This is a genomic window from Shewanella vesiculosa (assembly GCF_009994065.1).
GTDB lineage: Bacteria > Pseudomonadota > Gammaproteobacteria > Enterobacterales > Shewanellaceae > Shewanella > Shewanella vesiculosa.
In genome coordinates this window covers 126,102-150,476 of sequence record NZ_JAACSD010000008.1, presented here as the reverse complement: position 1 = coordinate 150,476, position 24,375 = coordinate 126,102, and the positions used below count along the sequence as shown (strand labels likewise).

General features: G+C 41.2%; 23 protein-coding genes. 13 read left to right on the top strand and 10 right to left on the bottom strand.

Translation table 11 applies throughout. The features are described from left to right. The 4 genes from GW828_RS10505 to pspF form a co-directional block, all read right to left on the bottom strand. Positions 1–891: an ABC transporter permease subunit gene (locus GW828_RS10505; protein WP_273057489.1), complete on the bottom strand. Its 891-nt coding sequence runs from the start codon at positions 889–891 to the stop codon at positions 1–3. Then, positions 878–1,909: an ABC transporter permease subunit gene (locus GW828_RS10500; protein ID WP_182742091.1), complete on the bottom strand. Its 1,032-nt coding sequence runs from the start codon at positions 1,907–1,909 to the stop codon at positions 878–880. The genes GW828_RS10505 and GW828_RS10500 overlap by 14 nt, the downstream gene beginning before the upstream one ends. Further along, positions 1,910–3,535 carry an ABC transporter substrate-binding protein gene (locus tag GW828_RS10495; RefSeq protein ID WP_182722131.1) on the bottom strand — a complete coding sequence of 542 codons (1,626 nt, stop codon included), beginning with the start codon at positions 3,533–3,535 and terminating at the stop codon, positions 1,910–1,912. It abuts the gene before it with no gap. 83 nt (positions 3,536–3,618) lie between these two features. Then, positions 3,619–4,698 carry a phage shock protein operon transcriptional activator gene (gene pspF, locus GW828_RS10490; RefSeq protein ID WP_182722132.1) on the bottom strand — a complete coding sequence of 360 codons (1,080 nt, stop codon included), beginning with the start codon at positions 4,696–4,698 and terminating at the stop codon, positions 3,619–3,621. 192 nt (positions 4,699–4,890) lie between these two features. On the opposite strand from pspF, the gene pspA reads away from it, so the two are divergent. The 6 genes from pspA (at position 4,891) to GW828_RS10460 (ending at position 9,322) form a co-directional block, all read left to right on the top strand. After that, entirely contained in the window at positions 4,891–5,574 is a 684-nt protein-coding gene (gene pspA / locus GW828_RS10485) for a phage shock protein PspA (protein WP_124016419.1), read from the top strand. 19 nt (positions 5,575–5,593) lie between these two features. Then, on the top strand, positions 5,594–5,833 hold the full coding sequence (gene pspB, locus GW828_RS10480; protein WP_124016420.1) for an envelope stress response membrane protein PspB: 240 nt from the start codon (positions 5,594–5,596) through the stop codon (positions 5,831–5,833). Next, positions 5,820–6,215 carry an envelope stress response membrane protein PspC gene (gene pspC, locus GW828_RS10475; RefSeq protein ID WP_124016421.1) on the top strand — a complete coding sequence of 132 codons (396 nt, stop codon included), beginning with the start codon at positions 5,820–5,822 and terminating at the stop codon, positions 6,213–6,215. Before pspB ends, pspC begins: the two co-directional genes overlap by 14 nt. Before the next feature lie 54 nt (positions 6,216–6,269). Beyond that, positions 6,270–7,712 (top strand): YcjX family GTP-binding protein, encoded by a 1,443-nt coding sequence (locus GW828_RS10470; protein WP_182743007.1) that lies wholly within the window; start codon positions 6,270–6,272, stop codon positions 7,710–7,712. Positions 7,713–7,748: 36 nt separating this feature from the next. Then, positions 7,749–8,840: a TIGR01620 family protein gene (locus tag GW828_RS10465; RefSeq protein WP_273057484.1), complete on the top strand. Its 1,092-nt coding sequence runs from the start codon at positions 7,749–7,751 to the stop codon at positions 8,838–8,840. Positions 8,841–8,986: 146 nt separating this feature from the next. Further along, entirely contained in the window at positions 8,987–9,322 is a 336-nt protein-coding gene (locus GW828_RS10460) for a ComEA family DNA-binding protein (RefSeq protein WP_182743009.1), read from the top strand. Positions 9,323–9,427: 105 nt separating this feature from the next. On the opposite strand, the gene GW828_RS10455 is transcribed toward GW828_RS10460, so the two are convergent. After that, entirely contained in the window at positions 9,428–10,165 is a 738-nt protein-coding gene (locus GW828_RS10455) for a YciK family oxidoreductase (protein ID WP_124016425.1), read from the bottom strand. A gap of 262 nt (positions 10,166–10,427) precedes the next feature. On the opposite strand from GW828_RS10455, the gene GW828_RS10450 reads away from it, so the two are divergent. Both GW828_RS10450 and sohB read left to right on the top strand, forming a co-directional pair. Continuing rightward, positions 10,428–12,905, top strand: a complete 2,478-nt coding sequence (locus GW828_RS10450; RefSeq protein ID WP_273057482.1) for a VolA/Pla-1 family phospholipase — start codon at positions 10,428–10,430, stop codon at positions 12,903–12,905. 122 nt (positions 12,906–13,027) lie between these two features. Continuing rightward, positions 13,028–14,038, top strand: a complete 1,011-nt coding sequence (gene sohB, locus GW828_RS10445; protein WP_165870088.1) for a protease SohB — start codon at positions 13,028–13,030, stop codon at positions 14,036–14,038. Positions 14,039–14,129: 91 nt separating this feature from the next. On the opposite strand, the gene GW828_RS10440 is transcribed toward sohB, so the two are convergent. Both GW828_RS10440 and GW828_RS10435 read right to left on the bottom strand, forming a co-directional pair. Continuing rightward, complete coding sequence (locus tag GW828_RS10440; RefSeq protein ID WP_182697019.1) at positions 14,130–15,200, bottom strand: DUF3083 family protein; 1,071 nt, start codon at positions 15,198–15,200, stop codon at positions 14,130–14,132. Positions 15,201–15,373: 173 nt separating this feature from the next. Next, positions 15,374–15,931, bottom strand: a complete 558-nt coding sequence (locus GW828_RS10435) for an arylesterase (RefSeq protein WP_165870089.1) — start codon at positions 15,929–15,931, stop codon at positions 15,374–15,376. Between the two features lie 61 nt (positions 15,932–15,992). Here GW828_RS10435 and GW828_RS10430 point away from each other — a divergent pair, with 61 nt between their 5' ends. Together GW828_RS10430 and GW828_RS10425 are read left to right on the top strand one after the other, a co-directional pair. Beyond that, entirely contained in the window at positions 15,993–16,739 is a 747-nt protein-coding gene (locus GW828_RS10430; protein WP_273057479.1) for an ABC transporter ATP-binding protein, read from the top strand. After that, positions 16,739–19,222, top strand: a complete 2,484-nt coding sequence (locus GW828_RS10425; RefSeq protein ID WP_182743034.1) for an ABC transporter permease — start codon at positions 16,739–16,741, stop codon at positions 19,220–19,222. The genes GW828_RS10430 and GW828_RS10425 overlap by 1 nt, the downstream gene beginning before the upstream one ends. A gap of 82 nt (positions 19,223–19,304) precedes the next feature. Here GW828_RS10425 and GW828_RS10420 read toward each other — a convergent pair whose 3' ends face one another. Then, the gene (locus tag GW828_RS10420) at positions 19,305–19,559 is read right to left on the bottom strand and encodes a TIGR03643 family protein (RefSeq protein ID WP_124016432.1); all 255 of its coding nucleotides are present in this window, start codon (positions 19,557–19,559) and stop codon (positions 19,305–19,307) included. A gap of 444 nt (positions 19,560–20,003) precedes the next feature. Between GW828_RS10420 and GW828_RS10415 the strand changes: the two genes are divergently transcribed. From GW828_RS10415 to GW828_RS10405, 3 genes are all read left to right on the top strand, one after another. Continuing rightward, positions 20,004–20,864, top strand: a complete 861-nt coding sequence (locus GW828_RS10415) for a DUF4010 domain-containing protein (protein WP_273057477.1) — start codon at positions 20,004–20,006, stop codon at positions 20,862–20,864. Positions 20,865–21,005: 141 nt separating this feature from the next. Continuing rightward, positions 21,006–21,695 carry a pseudouridine synthase gene (locus tag GW828_RS10410; protein WP_182754698.1) on the top strand — a complete coding sequence of 230 codons (690 nt, stop codon included), beginning with the start codon at positions 21,006–21,008 and terminating at the stop codon, positions 21,693–21,695. A 406-nt stretch (positions 21,696–22,101) separates the two neighbouring features. Further along, complete coding sequence (locus GW828_RS10405) at positions 22,102–22,998, top strand: LysR family transcriptional regulator (protein WP_182754700.1); 897 nt, start codon at positions 22,102–22,104, stop codon at positions 22,996–22,998. A 10-nt stretch (positions 22,999–23,008) separates the two neighbouring features. Here the strand turns inward: GW828_RS10405 and GW828_RS10400 are convergent, their stop codons facing one another. Both GW828_RS10400 and folX read right to left on the bottom strand, forming a co-directional pair. Beyond that, positions 23,009–23,908, bottom strand: coding sequence for a TIGR01777 family oxidoreductase (locus tag GW828_RS10400; protein WP_124016436.1), 900 nt, complete (start codon positions 23,906–23,908; stop codon positions 23,009–23,011). A 79-nt stretch (positions 23,909–23,987) separates the two neighbouring features. After that, entirely contained in the window at positions 23,988–24,356 is a 369-nt protein-coding gene (gene folX, locus GW828_RS10395) for a dihydroneopterin triphosphate 2'-epimerase (protein ID WP_124016437.1), read from the bottom strand. Between the last annotated feature and the right edge of the window lie 19 nt (positions 24,357–24,375).

The following is a 24,375-nucleotide window of genomic DNA, read 5'->3' as shown; positions in this document are numbered from 1 at the left end:
TTAATTTCTTATCGGTGCAAGCGCAGAACGTAAACCATCGCCAACTAAGTTGACCGATAATACGGTAAACAAGATTGCGACACCCGGTATAGTAACCGTCCATGGGGCGAGTAACAAATTATCCAGCCCTTGTGCGACCATAGCCCCCCATTCTGGACTCGGTGCTTGAACTCCAAGGTTTAAAAAACCCAATGCTGCGATATCTAATATTGCTGCTGATATGGCCATTGTGACCTGAATAATTACTACATCCCACACATTTGGCATAATGACATACCAAAAAATTTGCAATGAATTTGCACCATCTAATTTGGCGGCAGTAACATATTCTTTTTGTAGTTCTTCATGCACAGCGAGATGGATCGCGCGTACAAACTGCGGAACCATGGCAATTCCAACGCCCCAAAACACGTTATTAAGCCCAGGTCCCATTACGGCAACCACTAAAATAGCCATGAGCAACGAAGGGATAGACAGCAATGCATCAAATAAATGACTTAAAATACTCGATTTAATTCCGCGCATCATTCCTGAAAGCGAACCGATAATAAAGCCAATAAATAGCGACGCGGCAACAATAATTAATGACATGCCAAAGGTTAATTGTACGCCGTGTAAAATACGACTAAAAATATCACGTCCTAGATCGTCGGTGCCGAGAAAGTGTTCTACAGATCCGGCAGGATCCCAAGATGGCGGCAACAGCAGTACTTGCTGGTCCTGCATTTCGGGTGAATATGGCGCAAGCAGTGGCGCGAAAATGGTGAGTATTAATAAAAAAATCACTGCCCACAAACCTATTACGGCAAAAGGATTTGCCGAAAATGTTTGCCACATCCGCCACATAGGAGAGGCTATATGGTCTTCTTGGTATATCTTAATTCGAGGCATACAATTCCTTTCTGCTCATTGGATTGATTGCTGTATGCAGTAAATCAATTAAAATGCTTAAGAAAATAATTAATAATGAGACAGATAAAATACCCGCTTGAATCACAGTATAATCGCGTTGATAAATGCCCGATACTAGCCAACTGCCGACTCCTGGCCATGAAAATATCACTTCAACTACAATGCCATAACTGGCAAATGAGCCTAACATTAAGCCAATACTTTTTATTACCGGAATTAAAGCGTTGGGCAATACATGACGAAACAGAATTTTAGCCGTGTGTAAGCCTCGTGCTTCAGCGGCGCGAATATAGGTTTGATTCATCACATTTAAAATGGCTTGTCGAGTGATCCTCACGACCAAGGTAAAAGGCAATACTGCTAAGGTTACTGCCGGTAATATTAAGTGCAGCAATGCATCATGAAATGCAGGTATCCGATATGTCGACTCGGATAATAAGGTGTCTATCAACATAAACCCTGTGACGGGTTCTATTTCGTACAGTAAATTAATCTGTCCTGAAATAGGCAACCAGCCAAGATTGACCCCAAACCACATGGATAAGCTTAAGCCAAGCCAGAACACTGGGATAGAATAGCCGGTTAAAGTAACAGCTAAAATACTATTCTGCAGTGCTTTATTAGTGCTTAACGCGGCGAGTATGCCGATAGGAACACCAAAGAACACCGCAATAAAACCAGAAAATAACGATAATTCAAAAGAGGCTGGCAATACCGCTTCTAACTCTTCTAATACTTCTTGCTGTGAGTTACTAGAAATACCAAAGTTACCTGATAAGCGTTGGCGCAAGTAAGCGGTAAATTGCAGTAGTTGGTTATCTTGTAATTGGTAATCCTTTTGAATTTGCTGTTGTTGTTCAATCGTTGGATATTGGATGCCCGAAAGTGAATACGCTTTACTTACAGGAAACTGCCCCGATGCCATAAATAATACGGCTATCATTATCAATGATGTAGCCATAAACAGGGTTATGCGACTAAAAAGGTATCGCCACATTTATTCGCTTCCCTCTATTATTTGGGTTGTTTTAGCAAAAGATATACCGCCATAAGGCCTAATTTGCATGGTAGTGATATTGTTCTTTTTTAACACCACTTTTTTAGCATGAGCGAGCGTGACCATTGGAACTTGATCGCTAATAATGGCTTCCGCTGATTGATAAAACGCTTTACGTTCAGGTTGGGTCGACACGCTCTGAGCTTGAGTTAATAGATGTTCGAAGTCTTTTTGGCACCAGCGAGAGCGATTATTGTTTGATGCTAACGCCGCACAGCTCAGTAGCGGAGTGAAAAAATTATCAGGGTCACTATTATCGGCATTCCAACCAATGAGAACCGAATCATAATTGGAACTGGCTAGCTTCTGTGTGAACACACTCCAATCATAGCTAATGATATTCAGCTTTACCCCAACTCGGGCTAAATCTGCTTGGATGAGCTCAGCTGTCTTCAGTGCACTCGGGTTATAAATTCGCGCTACAGGCATGGCCCACACATTAATCGATAGATTAGACACGCCTGCTTGTTTAAGTAATTCTTTGGCTTTTTCAGGATTATATTCATTGGGCGATAAATTTTTACTGTAAGCCCAAGATGCTGGTGGTAACACCCCAGTCGCTTCTACTGCGGTATCATTGTACACAACGTCTAGAATGTTCTTTTTATCAATAGCATGTGCAAGGGCTCGTCTTACTCGCACATCATCCAACGGAGGTTTTTGAGTATTGAAGGCCCAAAATGCGACGTTTAGTCCAGGTTTGGCATCAACAATAATATCTTTATGTTGATCAAGCACGGCTAACTCGCCGGCTTTGGGTAGTGCTGACACACTGCAATCACCGGTAATTAATTTGGCAATACGTGCGGTGCTTCTGGGAGTGATATCAAACACTAATTGATCGATCTCAACCGTGGGGCCCCAATAAACAGGATTCTTTTTATAACGAATATATTCGTTTTTCACATATTGGCTTAGCTGAAAAGGACCCGTGCCGACCGCATAATAATCAATATCTTCAGGGGTGCCCTGGACTAAAAGCTGATAGCCATATTCAGCCGATAACACAACGGCAAAATCAGTAGCGAGATTAGATAAAAAAGATGCATCTTTACGCACTAAATGAAAGATAACTTGGTAGTCATTTACTTTTTCAATATTGTCGATTAACTCTGCAAATCCAATGCTTTGAAAAAATGGATAACCAGTTCTACTGACTAAATGGTAGGGGTGGAGCGGATCGATAATACGGTTAAATGAAAACAATACATCATCTGCATTAAAGTCTCTGCTGGGACTAAAATGGCGTGTTTTATGAAAACTCACATGTTCACGCAAGGTAAATTGATAACTTAAGCCATCGTCAGACACCTGCCATGATGTCGCCAAACCGGGTGTGATAACGGCTTTTTCTTGGCTGTAGTTAACTAAACGGCTGTAAATTTGGTGAGAAGTGGCATCAATAGTGGTTCCTGATGTCACAAGCTGAGGATTAAAGCTTTCTGGATTACCTTCGCTGCAATATACCAAGCCAGAAGGCAATTGAGCCTGTCCGCACGCAGTCAACATGATGCTGGCGAGGCATAAAGACATCAGCTGATACCAGCGTTTTACAATAACAGGCATAGTGTGATCATATTTTTTCGATTTTGAAGGTACATTTTAACAGTGTTCATTGCATTGGGGCAATGCGCATGTCCCACCTAGAATCAGCTCTTGTCGAGTAAGTTGTACTTTTTCAAAATTCCGCGCAGTTGATGATAGCTTAAACCTAGTAAATCTGCGGTTTTTTTCTGATTATACTGGCCTTCAGCTAACGCGCGTTGTAATAATTCTATTTCGCTTTTTTCAGTATATTCTTTAAAATCTATTGGAAATTCGATGCTATTGAGCAACACTGATGCATCTGTTTCAGTACTTGGCGCTTGGTGTTCTGTGATGATGTCTGCAACATGTTCAACTGGCGCCGATTGACGCTCGCGGGTTTTGATTCGATTAACCGGACGATAGGGCGATGCAAACGGGTCTAATATAATATGATCAATTTCTTGGCCATCAGCCCCTTCACGATACACACTTCGCTCAACAACGTTTTTCAATTCGCGGATATTTCCAGGCCAGCGGTGCATCATTAATTGTTCTATCGCGAGTGGACTAAATCCACCAAAATACTCTAGTGATAGTTGTCTTGCCATACTAATCGCAAAATGTTCTGCCAACGGCATAATGTCTTCGGTTCTATGCCTTAATGGGGGCAAGGTAATCACATCAAAGGCTAAACGATCGAGTAAATCTGCTCTAAACTCACCATTGTCAGCCAAGGTGGGTAAATCTTCATTGGCGGCACAAATAAGCCGAACATCAGATTGAACCGTTTTACTGCCACCGACGCGTTCAAATTCACCATATTCGATAACACGTAATAATTTTTCTTGGATTAATCCAGATGTGTTGGCTAACTCATCTAAAAACAGTGTGCCACCGTCAGCGCGCTCAAAACGGCCTTCATGTCGTCCTTTTGCACCAGTAAATGCACCAGACTCATGGCCAAACAGCTCACTTTCTAGTAAATTTTCACTCAGTGAAGAACAGTTCAATTTGATAAAGTTTTGATCCCAACGAGGCGATAAATAGTGTAATCGTTCAGCAATCAATTCTTTGCCAGTACCGCGCTCACCAATGATGAGTATAGGCTTTGATAATGGCGCAACTTTAGACACATGTTCTAATACTTCAAGCAAAGCATTAGATTGGCCGATGAGATTATCTTGCTGGAATTGTTTGCTCACAGTTAGCTTACTCGCAAAATTGTTGGTGAATTCGACTAATAATTAGTGAAAATCATGATAAATGGCTTAAGTGATAAATGAAAGAAAAAGTTAATTTTTTGTTTAAATGCTTGATATTATTGTATTTGGAAATGTTGGCACGTAATGTGTAATACCTATTGCGACATCCATGTTAACTTTGAGGAACACATTATGGGAATTTTCTCTCGCTTCGCCGATATCGTTAATTCAAATATTAGCGCAATACTTGATAAAGCAGAAGATCCAGAAAAAATGGTCCGTCTTATCATTCAAGAAATGGAAGACACACTTGTTGAAGTTCGTTCAACCTCTGCAAAAGTATTAGCTGAGAAAAAAGAATTACTTCGCCGAATTGCTCGCGTTCAAGAGCAGGTCCAAGATTGGCAAAATAAAGCTGAGTTAGCACTATCCAAAGATCGTGAAGACTTAGCAAAAGCAGCCTTAGGTGAGAAACAAAAAACGGTTGGTTTATTAACCAGTCTTGAAAACGAGCTACAAGTTGTTGAAGAACATGTTGCCCGTTTAAAAGACGAAATAGCCCAACTTCAAGAAAAACTGAACGATGCTCGAGCTCGTCAAAAAACCATCATTATGCGTAAGCAAACTGCTACTTCACGTCTTGAAGTAAAGAAGCAGCTTGATTCAAGCAAAATTGATGATGCCATGATGAAGTTTGAACAATACGAGCGTCGAGTTGAAGGACTTGAAGCACAAGTAGAATCATATGATTTAGGTAAAAAGAACGTCCTTGCTGACGAGTTTGCAGCATTAGAGGCAGAAGATTCTGTCAATGATGAATTAGCAGCATTGAAAGCAAAAATGAGTGCAAAAGCACAACCTAAATCGAAAGCGTAAATTTATTCAGAGGTGAGTTATGGATATGGATCTTCTTATTGCACCAATTATCATCTTTATGGTGGTTGTGGCACCTATCTGGTTGGTTCTTCATTATCGCAGTAAGCGACAAGTGAGCCAGGGGCTCACCGAGGAAGAATTCAATCAGCTTAATGGTCTAATCGCTAAAGCAGAAAAAATGAGCGGTCGCATCGAAACATTAGAAGCGATTTTAGATACTGAATCACCAGAATGGAGAGCAAAACATGAGCTCAGCTAATGGTCGTACCCTATACCGCAACCCAAAAAGTGGTAAAGTGGCTGGGGTGTGTTCAGGTCTTGCTGATTACTTTAACTTTGAGACATGGCTAGTAAGAGTGATTGCTGTGTCGATATTGTTACTGGGTGGGACAGGGGTCGTGTTGGTTATTTATATCGCACTATGGATGATATTAGATATTAAACCACAAGACCTAGAACACAAAGAACAGTACAAAGATATTGAAATTAAAAAGAAAGTTTGGCAAGCAGGTGAGCCTGCAAAGCAAGCATTGTTTGATGTTAATCGTCAATTTAATGGATTAGAAGTCCGATTAAGACGACTCGAGGAACATGTCACATCAGACAATTTCGATCTTAAACGCCAAATCAATAGTCTTTAATTCTTCTAATGGGCGGTTATCCGCCCTTGTTCTTTAGGGGGGCCATCAGCCATCATGAGATTTTTAGACCGTTCTTTGTTTCGTGTCACTCAAACCGCGCAATCTTTGGTTCATCGCAGTACAGATCGTCATGTCAGATTAGCCGTTACTGGGTTATCAGGAGCAGGCAAAACAGCTTTTATCAGTGGTTTAGTCAATCAGTTATTGCATGCCGGTAAAAGTGCTAAGCACAATCCGCTACCCTTGTGGCAAGTCGCACGTGAAGGTCGGTTAATTGCCGTTAATCGGGCTATGCAACCTGATTTAGACATTGCCAGTTTTGATTATCAAGGCGCAATGAATGCATTAAGCTCATCACCTCCTTATTGGCCTGCTTCGACCAAAAATATTACTGAATTACGTTTAGCGATTAAGTACCAGCCACAACAAGGTTTGTTAGCCAAATTGACCGATACAGCAACCTTGTATGTTGATATTGTTGATTATCCCGGTGAGTGGTTACTTGATTTACCTATGCTTAAACAAGATTTCAGCCAATGGTGCTTATCACAACAAATTAATGTGTCATGTTTACGCCACTCACCTTTATTCAGTGCATTTAATCAGGCTGTAGAACAGTTAGACTTAAGTCAATTAGCTGACGAGCAGCAACTTAAACACATTGCCGATTTGTATCAAATCTTATTGGTTGATTTGGTACGACAACAGGGCTTTTACCACGCGCAGCCTGGGCGCATGTTATTACCAGGAGAGTATGAAAATACTCCATTATTGACATTCTTTCCCTTGCTTAGTTTAAGTCCTATTGAGCACACAGAATTATCAGCAAGCTCAAGTGACTCAAACTACCACGTTCTTAAACGCCGTTATGATCAGTACGTATCACAAGTGGTTAAGCCTTTTTACCGCGACTACTTTTCTCGATTTGATCGTCAACTAGTATTGGTTGACTGTTTAAACGCACTTAATCATGGTCAGGCACAATTTAATGACATGGGGCGTGCGTTAAACAGCATTATGGAAAGTTTTCAGTTTGGCCAATCGGGCTTAATTAAACGTTTATTTTCACCACGGATAGATAAAGTGTTATTTGCTGCCAGCCAAGTAGACCGAGTGACCCGTGATCAGCAAAGTCATGTGCTTAGTTTGTTAACCGCCATGCTGCAACAAAGCCAGCATTATGCCAACTTTGAAGGCAGTGAAGTTGAAACCATGGCGATAAGTGCCATTAAAGCCACTCAGCACGGGATGGTTAATATAGCGGGGGGTCAACAAGAAGTGGTAAAAGGCACTGGGCTTGATGGTAAGCAAGTCACTGTATACCCAGGAGATGTACCTACATCATTACCCGATGCTCAGTTTTGGCAACAACAAGGCTTTAGCTTTAGTGCTTTTCTACCGCCCAACTTGAGCCATATGCATGATAATAATCCGCAATTCGAACACATTCGTCTCGACCACCTGTTGGAGTTTCTATTAGGCGATAAATTATCTTAATAGTTTTTATTTTGAGAATAAATGTGAGCATTAGTTATGAATGAACCTACACGCAATTCGCCGATAAAGAAATCGCAATTATTTACCGAGTCAGACCTTATTGTGGCAGATGAAACTCATTCTGCTGAACAAACGATTAAGCCAACTAAATCGTTTGAAGAAGTTGATTTTATTTGTGAGCAATCACTAACAGAATTACCAGCATCAATGGAAGAAAGCATTCAACCTCCAAAATCAAAGCGTTGGTCGCTACTGGCCAAACTGTCAGTATTTGCTTTGGTGCTATTGGTGGTAGTGCAAACCGTGATGGGCTTAATTGATTCTTTGCAGCAAAGTCCATGGTTATTTGGTTTTTATGCCACAGTGCTGGCTATTGTGAGTTTGTGGGCATGTGTGATTACCCTCAAAGAATGGCGCAAATTAGTTAATCTTAAAAAGGTCAGTGATCATCAAGCTAAAGCTGAACGATTGTCACTAAGTATGCAAATGGGCGAGGCCAAATCATTTTTGGCACCAATATTGGCAAAATATCCTAATAACCAGGCTAAACAACAATATTTACAAGCCTGTAGCCATGAACATAATGATGCTGAGATTGTATTATTATTTGAAGATATTGTGTTGTCCGAACGTGATTTACTGGCCAAAAAACGTGTTAACCGCTTTGCTGCTGAATCGGCATTACTATTAGCCGCAAGTCCATTAGCTGCTTTGGATATGGCTATTATTTTGTGGCGAAATCAAAAAATGATTAATGAAGTTGCTGCAATTTATGCGGTGGAATTGGGGTACTGGAGCCGTATAAAACTGATCCGTAGCATTGTGACTAATATTATTTATGCTGGCAGTACCGAGGTGATTACCGATTTAGGAACCCAATTATTATCAGTAGAAATGACTGGTAAGTTATCTGCCCGAATTGCACAAGGGCTTGGTGGTGGTTTACTTACCGCACGGCTAGGTTATCAAGCGATGACCTTGTGTCGTCCCATTGCCTTTAATAAACACAATAAGCCTAAATTATCACATGTACATCAGCATTTACTGGGCGAATTAAAGCAGTTTACGTTGTCAATGATGTCTAAAAGTAAATCGAAACAAACTCAAACAGTCGACAAGAGTGAATAAAAAAATATGTATTTTTTTTGAACAATTCGATTTTATTGACTACATTTAGCCTCCGATCCGTAAACGGTAAAGCGTTGCGGATCTTTCGAGCTTGGTAATGGAGAAGGACAACATACCAGCAAATCAAGGAAAGAAAGGAGAATCGAATGAAATCATTGACTTTAACAGCAGTGTTTTTAGGGGCCTGCTGTTTGCTCAGTAGCCATACCTATGCAGCAGAAACGGCTAAGACGATGGCCGAACCCACAAAAAAAGTGACTAAAACGGTTGAGGCAACATCAACCAAAATGCGAAAGATCAATATTAATAAAGCCAGCGCAGAAGAATTACAAGCGCTTAAAGGTATTGGGCAAGCCAAAGCACAAGCGATTGTGGATTATCGAACCAAAAACGGTAAATTCACCGATGTGCAACAGCTCACTTTGGTTACTGGTATTGGTGATAAGTTAGTTAGCCAGAATGCCGAGAATATGAGCTTCTAGGCTAGATGCTCATTCACACTAAAAACGGAAGCAATGGCTTCCGTTTTTTTATGCAAAGCTAAAGTCATCTCAGTAAAAACTAAAATCTAGCCTTATGTCAGCTGATTATTGAGCGTTGAATGCTTGGCCATTTGTACCAATAGATTCATTACCCATCAAAAATAAATACGTAGGCATGATTTCTTGTGCTGTTTTCAATGTCTGTGGATCTTCACCAGGATAAGCTTTTGCGCGCATTTCAGTGCGAGTCGCACCTGGGTTGATACTATTGGCTCTTACGGAAGTGTTATCACATTCATCGGCTAAAACTTGCATCATGCCTTCGGTAGCAAATTTAGAAAAAGCATAAGGTCCCCAATAAGCACGCCCTTTACGACCCACACTGCTTGAGGTAAAGATAATTGAGGCATGTTCACTTTTGCGCATAATCGGCAATAACGATTTGGTCATGATGGCTTGAGCGGTGACATTCACTTTTAAAATGGTTTCAAGAGAGGTTAAATCAATATGCTCAAATGGCCCTAATGCCCCCAATTGTGACGCATTATGCAATAAGCCATCTAAACAACCAAACTGTTCAGCAATGGTGTCTGCCATATCAATATAATTCTGTTCAGTCGCACCTTTCATATCTAAGGGCACAATAGCTGGTTTGGGATATCCAGCATTCACTATTTCATCGTATACATTTTCAAGTTTTTTGACCGTTTTACCCAGTAAGATAACGGTTGCGCCGTGTTTCGCGAACTCGATTGATGCTGCACGGCCAATACCGTCTCCAGCACCAGTAACCAAGATTGTTTTGTTATTCAGTAAATCTTTTGTCGCTTGATATTCCAACATGATTAATTATTTCCTCTACGCGCAATCGCCCGTCAAATCTAGTACCGGATAAAAAATAAACGACCGTTTGAAACAAATGATTGATAATTGTGTATGAATAGGTCATTTGCATGTAACAAACTTGTAGCTAACTCAATAATTTTACGTTAACTTGAGAATAGTTGAGGACTAACATAAGTCCTTATTTGGTCGCATGATAGGACTATTGTGACCAATTCTTGGGGAAAACAAAATTATTAAAACAAGATTTGGGGAAAAAAAGATGAAAAGACTCATTTTGGGTGTTGCAATTGCATCTGCTCTTGGCTTAACGGCATGTGGTGGTGATACTTTTAACGAAGCAAAAGATAATGTTGAACCTTTGGTGCCTTTATCACACGTTCAATTCGATCCTGCTAATGGCAAGCTACCTTTACCGAACGATTTATTGTTTAGTGGCACCACGGATGGCACGTTGACAATTCCGGGTGAAACCGGTGTCGATTATACCAATCCTCAAACTGCACTGGGTGCATTAGATGGATGGTCAACTAGCTCACCAATATCAATAACAATGGAGTTAGCAAAAGACCTTCAAGGTAATGCATTAACGATTGATGCTGACTCAGTATTCCAGCCAGGCGCGGTGCGCGTTTTTGAAGCCACAGTGGGCGGTTCATTATCTACCGATCCTGAGTGTACTTCACAGGCCTCAGTTTCAGCTTGTAAAGTGGGTGAAGAATTAACATTTGGTGTTGATTTTGTGACTAAAGCCTCAGGTAACAACGTTGTTATCGTGCCACTTAAGCCGCTTAAGCCGATCCAATCTTATTTATATGTTGCAACTGATTTAATCCACGACTCATTGGGTCGAAGTATTGCTGCATCGACGACGTATAACTTATTAAAATTAGATATTGAAACTAAGCCGCTAGAAACTGCAGCGCAGTTACAATTACAAGGTTTAGTTAATAGCTACGAAAAAGGGGCTGCAGCAGCCCATGGTGTTGATCCAGACAATATTATTTACTCTGGCTTATTTACCACTCAGTCAGTTGCTAACGTATATGAAACCACTAAGTTATTAATGGCATCTAATCCTGCCTATACACCTTCATTTGTCCAAGCGCCAACACCAGCAGGTTACACGGTTGCTCAGGCTGTTGGTTTAACGGAAGCTAGTGGTTTAGCTTACACGCTAGCCAATATTGCCGACGTGTATACGGCAAAAATTAAAGTGCCATTCTATGGTGACTGTTCTTCTGCCAGCTGTGTGATTCCTGTTGTTGATGGTAAGCCAACTGCACCAAACGGTCGCTGGTTTGCTCAAGGTGATAGTCCAGTTTCAGTATTGTTGTCACTTCAGGCGGGAACATTAAGCCAAGCTAATTTCTTCGCTCAAGCGTCTGAGCAAGGTGTTGACCCACAAGCTGCGTTAGCTAATCCTGCATTACTTGCTGGTAAGCAATGGATGCTTGACGACGGCACATCAGCTGATAAAACTAAGCACCTAACTCGTCTTAATCCAATCCCTGCTATCAAAGGTTATGAAACGATTCCAGTGCAAATTACCATACCCAACGCGGCTAAATTAGCAGCGTTTCAAGGTGATGCGTTTGTTGCACCAACCAATGGCTGGCCTGTGACAATTGCTATGCATGGTTTAGGCGGTGGTAAAGAAATGGCGCTAGCTTATGCAGGAACTTATGCAGCTGCTGGTGTAGCGACTATTTCAATCGATATGCCTTTGCATGGTGCTCGCTCGTTTGATTTAGATAAAGATGGTATCTATGAGATTTCAGCAACAGCACCTGCGTTTGGTAATGTTATTGGTACTCCTGATGCTTTCGAAAATGGTAACCCGCTAGTGTTTGTTAACATTGCCAGTACATTAACGGTGCGTGATAACTTCCGTCAGGCAACCTTAGATCATTTAGCATTACGCTTATTATTGACCGGAATGGCGCAGCAATTAGCGGCGGCAAATCAACCACAAGTGTTTGATGTGTCTAAAATCAGTGCGCAAGGCTTAAGCTTAGGTGGCATTGTAGGAACAACATTTGCTACTTATGCCAGCACAGGTTTAGTTAACCCAATGACGGGCGATACTTTACCTAACGCTTATGCGATTAACGCAGCATCGTTAGTGGCTCCTGCGGGTGGTTTGGCTGGTGCATTTGCCGGCTCTGCTGCTTTTGGTCCACAATTATTTGATAATGTCACAGCTTCAAGCACGTTCGCTGCTCTATTAGCTTCGGCAAATACTGCCGGTTACGAAGAAGGCACTCCTGAATATGCTGCGTTAGTACAAGCGGTGTACGCTGGATTTCTTCCATCGTTTGCATTAGCGGTACAAACTGCGATGGACTCTGCAGATCCTGTAAACCATGGTGCAATGTTAGCGGCAACAGGTTTACCTGTTCACTTAATTGAAGTTGCTGGCGATGCGACAAACTTACCAGACCAGACATTGCCTAACAGCGTTGAAGGCTTCCCATTATCGGGTACTGAGCCTTTAATTAGTGCAATTGGTTTAGGTTGTGTTGATTCAACTATGCCAGGCTCAGGTGCGGTTCGTTTCTCTAAAGGTCATCACAGTTCTATTGTGAGCCCTGGTGAAGTGGAAGGTGTCACTGACGGTATGGCTGCTGCAGCAACGGCTGAAATGCAATCTCAAGTAGCTGGATTTGCTAAGTCGGCAGGTGCTGGACAAGCAACGATAGTCGTGTCAAATAGCGATGTTATTAAGAGTTGTAACTAATACTTACTAATTAGTGTTCGTTTTTAATTAAAACCCAGCAATTTGCTGGGTTTTTTATTCTCTATTTATTGGTGATTACTGTTAAAATGTCGCCAGAATGTTTTCCTTGTATGGAGCGAGATTTGGAATTTTTATATGAATACGGCTTATTTTTAGCGAAAGCTGTGACAATAGTGCTAGCGATAGCTGCCGTGGTGATCTTGGTGCTCGCTAGCAGCATGAAGCATAAAGCTGATAAAGGTGAATTACGCCTGACCGATATTTCAGACGAGCTAATTCAACTTAAACACGAGTTGAAAGAAGAATTACTGACTAAAAAGCAATTTAAGGCCTACGAAAAGCAAGTAAAAGCAGAAGAGAAAGCCGCTGAGAAACAAGATTTAACCAAAGGGAAAGTATTTGTAATTGATTTTAAAGGCAGTATTGATGCCAGTGAGGTAGCCTCATTACGTGAAGAGGTGACGGCTATTCTAACTATTGCCGATAAAGATGATCAAGTGCTGGTAAATGTTGAAAGTGGTGGCGGTATGGTTCATGGCTATGGCCTAGCATCAAGTCAGTTAGACCGTTTACGCCAAGCCAATATCCCCTTGTCGATTTGTATTGATAAAGTGGCAGCAAGCGGTGGCTATATGATGGCGTGTGTGGCTAACAAAGTCTATGCCGCACCATTTGCTATTGTTGGGTCGATAGGGGTTGTAGCGCAGGTGCCTAACTTCAATCGTTTACTTAAAAAGCATGATATTGACTATGAGCAACACACTGCCGGTGATTTTAAGCGAACGTTAACGGTATTTGGTGAGAATACAGATGAAGGTCGTGCTAAATTCCAACAAGAGTTAGAAGAGACACACGTGCTATTTAAGGCGTTCGTTGGTCGTTATCGTCCAAGTATGGACATCGCCAAAGTTGCCACTGGAGAGCATTGGTATGGTCAACAAGCAATCGATTTAGGCTTGATTGATGAAGTGTCTACCAGTGATGATGTGATTCTAAACTTTGTAAAAACTCATCAAGTCATCAAAATTAGATATCAAATGAAGAAAAAACTGGCTGATAAAATTGCCCATGGTGCCTCGTTATCAGTTAATGCTGTCATGAATAAACTGATTGAGCGCAATCAATCGGTTTAATCTGATTATGGTAAGTAAAACGTTTTATCATAAAAAAACGACAGCCTTTGCTGTCGTTTTTTATATTAAGCATCAAACTGAATGATTCAGATTATTGTGCTTTATAACTAATATGCTGGTGGAAGCGTAAGATGACATCAACGTGTTCTTTGTCGATATCAAATTCTTGCGTAAATATTCGTAACGCATCTTCAACTTGGTTCATAAAGCGACCATAGCCTTCATCTGTTTCATCACTCTTGCCAGCGACAATAACAAAACGAAATACATCGACTAGTTTATTGCTGTCCCAGTGACCGATAGGTGCTGGTGATTGGACATTTGGGTCAAAACCAATCATTTGGAATTCATCAGTGCTAGTAAGTTGCTCATATTTACTATTACGAACCAATGGTAACTTACCATTAGCAACCATAGCGACACGGCTTAATTGTTTACTTTGCGTAGCTTGGACAAACTTGTCATAAACATTTTGATAAATACTGCCAAAGTCGACATTATCATTAGCCAGTAATTGTTTTTTTATCCTGCGATCAACTGGGATATTGATGGTGACGTAGTTTAGAGTACTGACGTTTTCAGGCAGTTCACAGTGACGACGTTGGTAGCGACTATCAACCGCTCGTAATTTATACCCATAAGTTTCTTTTAAGCCTTTGGCTTTGGCAAAAAAGTCATAAGAAATATGTTGATGGTCACGAATTTTAATCGGCACATTCTTAACGGGCAATAATGGCGCAAGTTCAGAAATAAAATGCTGAACTTTACTGTGGAAACTCGCTGAATTACTGCGTAAATCATCGCCTGTGGCTAGGAACACAATACGTAATTTGCGTGCTCGAAACCCAGGTGTGCTGTGGATTCGGTTAGCTTCATGGTGGGCTGGATTATAAAAGAAACGTAATTGTTCGTTTGAACTTAAGCAGTAAGCTTCGCTATGGAAACGAACCATAGGCAGTTTGTCTGTGGTGACAACGTGGACGTTATATAATTCTTGTTTTTCGGCGAGTTGATAGACAAGTTTACTAAACTCATCATAACAAGTTTCTAAGTCAGCATACGTATTGAGGTATTCATCGGTTAATGGAAAACCAATGGTAATGTATTGATTTTTACGTGTTGCTGTTGGCAAGTATACTTTTTTTTGACGACTGACGGACATATTATTTCCTTATTGCCTTTGTTGTTGTCTAAAGTTTATCGTTATTTATTGATTGTGATTTAATCTGCTTGCTGTGTCCATTTTAAACACAGATGCTTAAATTAAAATGACTTTTGATCACTATATTAATTTTTTTTTAACATATTAAGCAAAACTCATTTAATTTTAAGTGTTTACTCGGATAATACTTGGGTGATCCAAGGTAACATCCATTGCGTAATAGTAGCTTGCGCCTGCTCATTTGGATGAATGCCATCACGTTGCATTAGAGATTTGTCTGGCGCAATATCTTGCATGAAAAAGGGTATTAGCTTAATGCTATATTCATCGGCCAATTGGTGGTAAATCTGAGTAAAAGATTTGGCGTACCTAGGGCCGTAGTTAGGTGGTACCATTATCTCGGTTAATAAAACATTGGCGCCATGTTGCTGTGATAAGGTAATAATTTGTGTAAGATTTGATTTCAGTTTGCTGGGCGGAAAACCCCGCAATCCATCGTTACCGCCTAGCTCAATGACAACTAAGTCAGGTTGGCTTGAGGTCAGTAAACCCGGGAGTCTTCGTAATCCTCCCGCCGTGGTCTCACCACTAACAGAGCCATTTATAATTTGATGCTGTGGCAGTTCGTTGCGGAGTAATTGCACCCATCCTTGCTCTTCTGACATGCCATAGCCTGCACTTAAGCTATCACCCAATATCAAAATCGTGGCAGCATAGGTTGGTACACTCATTACTATCAGTAAAAACACACTACTAAGCACGCGTTTAAGTGACGAATAGAAGAAGGATTGTATGTCTAATAATATCGATCGAAATATCAGTGCCATTACTGTAACTAACCTCAATAAAACTGTCGTGACCCAAGTGGGAGAGTTGACTATCCTCAACGGCATTAATATAGAAGTCAAGCAAGGAGACAGTATCGCCATTTTGGGACCATCAGGTTCAGGCAAGTCGACACTGCTAGGTTTGCTTGCTGCATTAGATACTCCTAGCTCTGGTGAAATTGTGTTAGATGGTGTAGCACTATCTGGGTTGAATGAAGAACAAAAAGCCGCATTGCGTAAGAAAAAAGTCAGTTTTATCTTTCAGTCATTTATGTTGGTTGACACGTTAACGGCTTTAGAAAATGTCATGTTACCAGCAGAGCTTTCTGGTGTTAAAGATGCCAAACAAAAAGCTCAATCCATGCTCGAGCGTGTTGGTTTATCTCATCGATTAAATCACTTACCTAAACAATTATCTGGTGGCGAGCAGCAACGCGTTGCCATTGCTAGAGCCTTTATTTGCGAGCCTAAAGTATTGTTTGCAGATGAACCCACAGGCAACTTGGACAGTGTAAACGGTGACAAAATTGCCGATATGCTGTTTGCTTTAAACCAAGAAAGTGACACCACGCTGGTCTTGGTGACTCATGATTTGCATCTTGCGAAGCGCTGTGGCCGGCAGTTAGTGATGGAAAATGGTCACTTATCAGAACCCAATGTAGTCAATCTCTCGAGTCAACAACACTCTGAGTTTACTGCGGAGGTTAATTAATGGAATGGCAAATTGCGTGGCGCTTGTTTAAACGTGAACTCGCTCAAGGGCAATTAATTCTTATTGTATTGGCGATTACCTTAGCAGTGTTATCAGTAACTGGGCTTGCGCGAGTCAGTGAGCGTTTACAAGTTGCTATTAACGGTGAAGCGGCCAACTTTATTGCTGCCGACCGTATTATTGACTCGCCAGTTGAGCTTGACCCACAAGTGCTGACCATAGCGGATAAGCTTGGTCTCGCCCATGTCACCAATATGCAATTTAATTCGATGGTATATTCCGGAGATAAATTTCAGTTAGTGACGGTCAAAGCTGTAGGTGATGGTTACCCATTAAAAGGCGATATCGAACTCAGTAGTGGTGTCACTCAGGCGATGCCAAAGACAGGTCAAGCATGGTTTGAGAGTCGTCTAGGTGGTTTACTTGGTTTCCCGCAAAGCATTGAGTTAGGCAATAGTGAGCTATCACTAACCGAAGAGATTAAGCGTTTACCTGATGCTGGTTTTAATCCGTTTGCATCTTCGCCAGTGTTACTGATCCGCCTAGATGACGTGGCGGCGACAGGTATTATTCAGCCTGGCAGTAGGGTGACCTATTTATACCAATTTACCGGAAATGCTGATCAATTAACCGTATTTGAGCAGCAAGCTAAACCTTTACTCAATAACAGCCAAAGATGGGTAGACGTGCAGTCGGGAGATTCTCCGATCGCTTCGGCGGTGCAACGTGCTGAGCGATTCCTGCTGCTTGCCAGTTTACTCGGTATAGCCCTTGCGTGTGCGGCGATTGGTATTGCGGCGCAGCGTTATTGCCAACGCCATTATGATGTTGTTGCCATGCTCAAAACCTTTGGCGCCTCGGGTAAGCAAATTAGAGTATTATTCGGACTGCATCTGTCTTTGGTGACATTACTGGGTATTGCACTGGGTCTGCTGGGCGGAGTATTACTTGATCTTGGTATAACGGCATTTCTGCCTAAAGAAATCGCCGCTTATTCACCACCATACTTACGCCCTGTATTACTGGGCGTTAGCACGGGTTTGATTAGTGCATTTATGTTTTCGGCTTATCCATTAATGCGCTTGTTAGCCATTCCCCCCTTAAGAGTATTGCAGCGTCAATTAGAAGGCTTGCAACTGGGGATGTGGTTACATCTGCTATTAAGTTTGGCTGCCATGGCTTTGTTAGGCTATTTATATTCTAGAAGTTTAGCCTTGACCATGACAGTGGTGCTTGCAGTACTACTATTAGGTTTGTTATTAAGCGTGCTTGGATTTGTGATGATCCGTTTTGGTCATGGTATCGGCATGAAAACCACCAATCCTTTCCAATTAGCTTTGGCTGGTCTTCGCCGACGTGCGCGCCAAAATGCGGTGCAATTAGTCGGTTTTAGCAGTGCGTTAGTATTACTGTTAACGATTTTGGCTTTGCGCCAAGATTTACTCAATGAATGGCAAAAGCAGTTACCTGAAAATGCCCCTAACTACTTTTTAGTCAATATCGCGCCTGAAGATGCTAAACCATTGAATGACTTTTTGACGCTTAATCATATTAATGCGACTGACATTTATCCTGTGGTTCGTGGGCGTTTGACGCACATTAATGATGAAGAGTTGATTTCAGGTAAGCAGTCTGAGGACGGTGTTGAAGGGCGAGTAGGTATTTCTCGTGAACTAAACTTAACGTATCGAGAGACCTTACCACCTAATAATAAGCTCCTTGAAGGTGAGTTTAATCAGGCTAGCAATGATGTGTCGGTTGAATCTGGTGTTGCTGATCGCTTAGGTATAGTGTTGGGCGATAAGCTAACCTATAGCATAGATAATCAAGCCTTCTCGGTTAAGGTTACCAGCATAAGGCAGGTTCAATGGGAAACTCTACAGCCTAATTTTTTCATGATTTTTACCCCAGAAGCATTGGCGCCATTTGCTTATACCTCGATGGCGAGCTTTCATCTTAATGATGCGCAATTAGCCGCGGACGGCAGCCTACTGAGCGCGAATCAAGTGGTGCTGCAATTGATCCAACAATTCCCGACGGTATCGATTATTGATGTTGGCGCTATGGTTGAACAGTTACGACAAATTATCGATCAAGTGTCATTATCCTTGTCATTAGTGTTGGTTCTAGTGTTACTGGCCAGTGCTTTAGTACTGATAGCCCAGACTGAAGCAGGTATGGCGACTCGGCAGCGAGAATTGGCGGTATTACGAACGTTTGGTGCATCAGGTTGGTTATTAAGAGCGGCTACTGGATTTGAATTTGCTTTACTTGGGGCCATCGCAGGTTTATTGGCAGTCATTGTTGCTGAGTTTGCTTTGTACATGCTTAAAACCCAAGTGTTTGAGTTGGTCGTTTATATGCATTGGCCTTGGTGGGGGATAACGCCAATTGCTGGAGCAATCATTGTGGCGATTCTTGGGGTATGGCGTTGTCGTCAGTTACTTAATAAGTCGTGCAGTGACATGTTAAAAGAGGGCTAAAGTACTTATAAATCTTAAGGGAGATGCATCGTCATCTCCCTTTTTTATGCTGCTTTTTTACCTTAGTTAATCACTGATGTGATTACTTTTGAGGCATTTTATATTGCGTTGAGCAATAGGCTCTATCAATTCCTTCTGGGCGCAGTTTAAGATGTTTGGTTTTACGGCCACTAACACGGGCTCTCCACGACTTAAAGCTATTGGGTTTGAGTGATGAGCGCATGAGTTTAATCACATTTGATTCGGTTAAGCCATAAAGGTGCTCAATGGCTTCAAATGGCGTGCGGTCTTCCCATGCCATTTCAATGATCCTTGAAGTGTCTTGTGGTGATAGCATTGAGTATCATAATGTTATTGGGTTTGCACTTCAGTACGTTAGTTAACTGAGTTTAGATTAGTGTTTGAATGATTTGTGCTAAGGATTAATCAATTTGTTAAAGTATTGGCCTAAGTTGACTAACCCTAATGGTTAACTCGAGTATAAGTGAGTGATGTTTATTTAGCGTGAGTATATGATGCGCCTTGACCAACTGGAGTGTAAAAATTTTTATCAACTCAATCTCAAGTCATTGATACTATAAATTAAGATAAGGTTTTATCAATACGAGTACGGGAGGCGGCGATTTAAGTTGGCTTACAGTATAATTCAGTTATATTAAATAATGTTCCGTGTCGATTTCTTGGAGTACAGTGGTTAATTTGGTGATTAAACAGTGTAAGTTCTGAATCATGTATGATTTAGTCCACCTTGATAAATCGTTGTTGGGGGAAAATATTGTCGATGGAACATAAGACGCCACTCTCATATCATTTTAAAGACAAACATATATGGTTTGACATGACCATGCTGGTGGCTTTGTTCGTGGTGGCAGCCTACGTTCCTCTTTTAAAAATTGTTCCTTTAGTTGCCTGTCTTGAGTTATTCAGCTTTTTTAGTTTTCACTTGCTAGCAAAACGTCGCCGATTCCAGTTACAGGGTTTTCTGGGGGGATTTATTTCCAGCACGGCAGTTTTTATACAAATACTAAATGATAAAAAATTTGCATCAACAAGTGAGCGTGACTTGTTACTGACATTGCTGTTTGCCTTATGCTCTATGTTACTGGAATGCCTATTTATTATCTTTTTTTTGGCCGACCAATTATCCTTTATTTTTTACATACCCTTTGTCACACAGTTAATGTTTTTTATTACGGTGATTACATATGTGCAGATCCCATCCAATTTGCTTTTTTTAAGCAACCAATCAAGACAATCTACAGTTGATATTGAGCTATTAATTGATCATCCAATAAGCTGGAAAAATGTCGCTAAGCTATCTATTTTTATCCTCGCACTTGTTTATGGCATGAATTTTATCGGCAGTGAACTTGGTCTATCTCGAGGGATCAGTACTTTGCTAGTATCATTTTTTGAAGCTCATGCCATTCTAGTCTCTGTGATGACCGAATGGTCGATGAATCCGCAGGGTATTGATTTAATAAAATTATTGTTGTTAATTTTACTCGGTAACAGCATCAGTAAATCGTATCTGGTATTTAAAGGAAGCAATTTTTCTCACAAATGGTTTTTTATTGCAATGATGTTGGTGGGGTTTGCGTTAAGTGTCGGTGTTACATATCTTTGCTCTTTATTGCTTTAGTAATGTGTTGGCTATTTCCCCTAACACCAACACCAACACCAACACCAACACCAATACCAATAGTAATAGCAATTTATGTCTGTGGCATAATATCCGCTTGAGTAGCCAATAGAAAATGATTATCCCAAGTTAAGGTTATTTATGCGTCTTGATCGATTTGTTTGTAAAAGTACTGAGTTATTAAAGTGTGATGCTATCCAACATATCCATAATGGTGAGGTGTGCGTAAATGGTGTGGCTGTTAGGAATGAAGCTGTTCAGGTGCATGAAAATAATCAAATTACCTTAAAGGGTCAAAACCTTACTGCTCGAGCGTTTCGTTATCTGTTAATCAATAAACCCACCAATATGCTTTGTTCAAATGTTGATGGTGTCTATCCGTCGATTTTTTCATTATTGGATGTTGAACGGTTATCTGAACTCCATATTGCCGGGCGCTTAGATGCCGATACTACTGGGTTAGTTCTAATTACCGATGATGGTCGTTGGACTTTTGCGATTACCTCTCCTTCAGGCGAGTGTCATAAAGTCTACCGGGTTAAGTTAGCCAAACCGCTGGTTGATGATGCAGCAGAACGTTTTTTACAAGGCATTGCTCTTGATGGTGAGCAAGGGCTTACATTACCGGCGGTATTGCAAATCATCACAGCCAAAGAAGTCTTGCTGACATTAACTGAAGGCAAATTTCATCAAGTTAAGCGCATGTTTGCCGCAATCGGTAATAAAGTACTCTCACTTCATCGTGAAAGCATTGGTGCTGTCAACGCCGATGTGGAAGTCGGGCAGTGGCGGTATCTAACCGATGCAGAAGTTAAATCATTTAATGCTTAATTAGAAAATGTAAGTGGGTGTGATAACCATGAGCAGATCGTTCGTTACCGCAGTTCAATAATCTGCAAACGGCTCGTTATTGATTAAGTCTGTAATACGGGACTGCGCCAAACTAGCAAACAATAACCAGTTTGATTGACATAAGCCAAATGTGGTTCTGCTGGTTTCCATATTCCTTGTTAGCCTAAATTGCAGTTATTCTCCCCGTTTGTGGAGATAAGCTAGCACCTCAGATATCACTGCGATGATTTTCAATTTATCAAAAATTAGTATAACGATAAATTTATATTATTTACTGTGTGATCGTCAGCCTAAAAATGGCTATGCTAGTGTCTTGCTTGATCGCCATTAATGAGAGTGTACATAGATGGCTGCGATCTAGTATCTGATGCAATAGAGGCTTAGCATGTTAAATCAACAATGGTTAACGACATTTATTAAACTGGTTGAAATAGGGCATTTTACTCACACAGCAGAACAGCTTTTTATGACGCAACCGGGTGTCAGTCAGCATATTAAAAAGCTTGAACAGCAGGTCGGTGTTGATTTACTCATTCGAATAGGTAAAAGCTTTGAACTGACGGCAGCGGGGATTATTTTACATCAACGAGCGTTAGTTTGGCAGCAACAACAACAGCAAGTATTATCACAATTAGCGGTTGATGATGAGCATATTGGTGAGTGTCGTATTGCCTGCTCAGGTTCAATGGCCTTGCTACTATATCCTCACCTTATTGACTATCAGTTGCCATATAATCAACTACAAATCTATCTGGAAGCGGCGCCCAATAAACGTATTATTGATAGTGTTATGGCCAATACTATTGATGTGGGCATCATTACCCAATCGATTAATATGGATGAGCTGGTGGTAACCCCATTAGCCGCACAATCATTGTGCTTAGTGTTGCCTCAGTCATACCCTCATCACTCTGTTACATTTGAACAACTCATGGCGCTTGGCATGGTGAGTCATCCTGATGCTATGCATTATTGGTCGCAAATAGCCTGTCAGTACTTCAGTGAAAAACAGGCTCTAGCATTGCAGGTGCCTATCCGCAGTTATGTTAACCAATTAAACCAAATTCTGGTACCTGTGGCTAAAGGACTGGCATTTGCTGTGCTACCACAATTTGCGGTCGACCATTTTACTCAAGCACAAGATATCCGTATTGCATCGTTTGCCAATGAGCATGGCGATAATGTGGTGGTTGCAGAGCCATTATTCATTATTTATAAACAGCATCGACCACTTGCTCGACGCTATGGGCCAATTATCGATAAAATTAAACAGCTAGTTTAGGGACGGGGCCCTAGTTTGCTGAATTGACCACCTGTTGTAATGCGCTGTTGATGTCAGTGTATTGAAACTCAAATCCTGCCGCCAAAGCTCGTTTAGGTAATACAAATTGGCCTGTAGTGAGCAACTCTGACATTTCACCCATGGCTAGTCTTAGCGCTAATGGTGGCGTAGTTATTTTGGCAGGACGGCTTAGTGCGCTACCTAGCGCTTTAGCAAATACGGCATTACTCACAGGCTGAGGTGCCGTTGCGTTATAAATGCCTTGTGAGTTCGAATTATTGAGTAAGTAGCTAAATAGTTTGATTAAATCATCAATGTGGATCCAGCTCATACCTTGTTCGCCATTGCCTATTGGGCCGCCTAAACCGAGCTTAAAGGGCGGTAACATTTTCGCCAATGCGCCGCCATTTTTACCGAGCACAATCCCAATGCGGGTGATGCATACTCGGGTCTGTTGCGATTGAGCTTGAAGCGCAAGGTTTTCCCACTCTTGACAAATATCATGACTAAATTCAGCATGAAATCCGCTGGTTTCATCCACAGGGGTATCACCCTGTCTGCCATAATACCCTACAGCTGAAGCGCTAATAAAAGTATGCGGTGGGGTGGTACTTTTGCGGATAAGCTGAGTTAACGCCGTGGTGATATCCCAACGACTGTCACAGATAAGTTTCTTTTGCTTATTGCTCCAACGTTTATTGACTATCGGTTCGCCAGCAAGATTAATCACAGCATCTATATCGTTAAGGTCTGATTTGTCTGCCAGCGTTTGCCAGTACTGATGATGGCTGCCAAGAATGTTTTTGCTGTTATTAATATTTCTCGTCAATATTACTAGCTGGTGGTCACTCAGTGATTTGACTAACTGTTTGCCAACAAACCCTGTTGCGCCAGTGATTAATATTTTCATCTAAACTCCCCTTTACTCTATATTGCAATATACGATGGTAAACTTAAAATGTGATCACATTGTGCGCATACCATGGTGGTTACTGGGGCTTTTGATAGCATAACTCCATCGACACTGAGTCTGCAAAACGCAGTGCATGGGGTTTATCGATTTCGACGCTGGCAAATTCAACCCAGTCATGTTCACTGGCAATGGCTAGGGTTTGGTTGGTTAAGTTTTCCAGTAATGAAAAGCGATTATTTTCAATTAAAGCAATAATTTTTTTGGTGATAGTGCGATAATTCAATGCATCTTCGACACTGTGACTATTTCGGGCTTTATCGGCACAATAATGAATTACTACGTTAATGATGACATCTTGTTGGTTATTGATTTCGTCATCTTTAATGCCGATATAAGTACGTAAACGTAAGTTTTTAATGCGTATAATAGCGGTTTCTGGTTTCATATAATGTCAGTGGATCCCT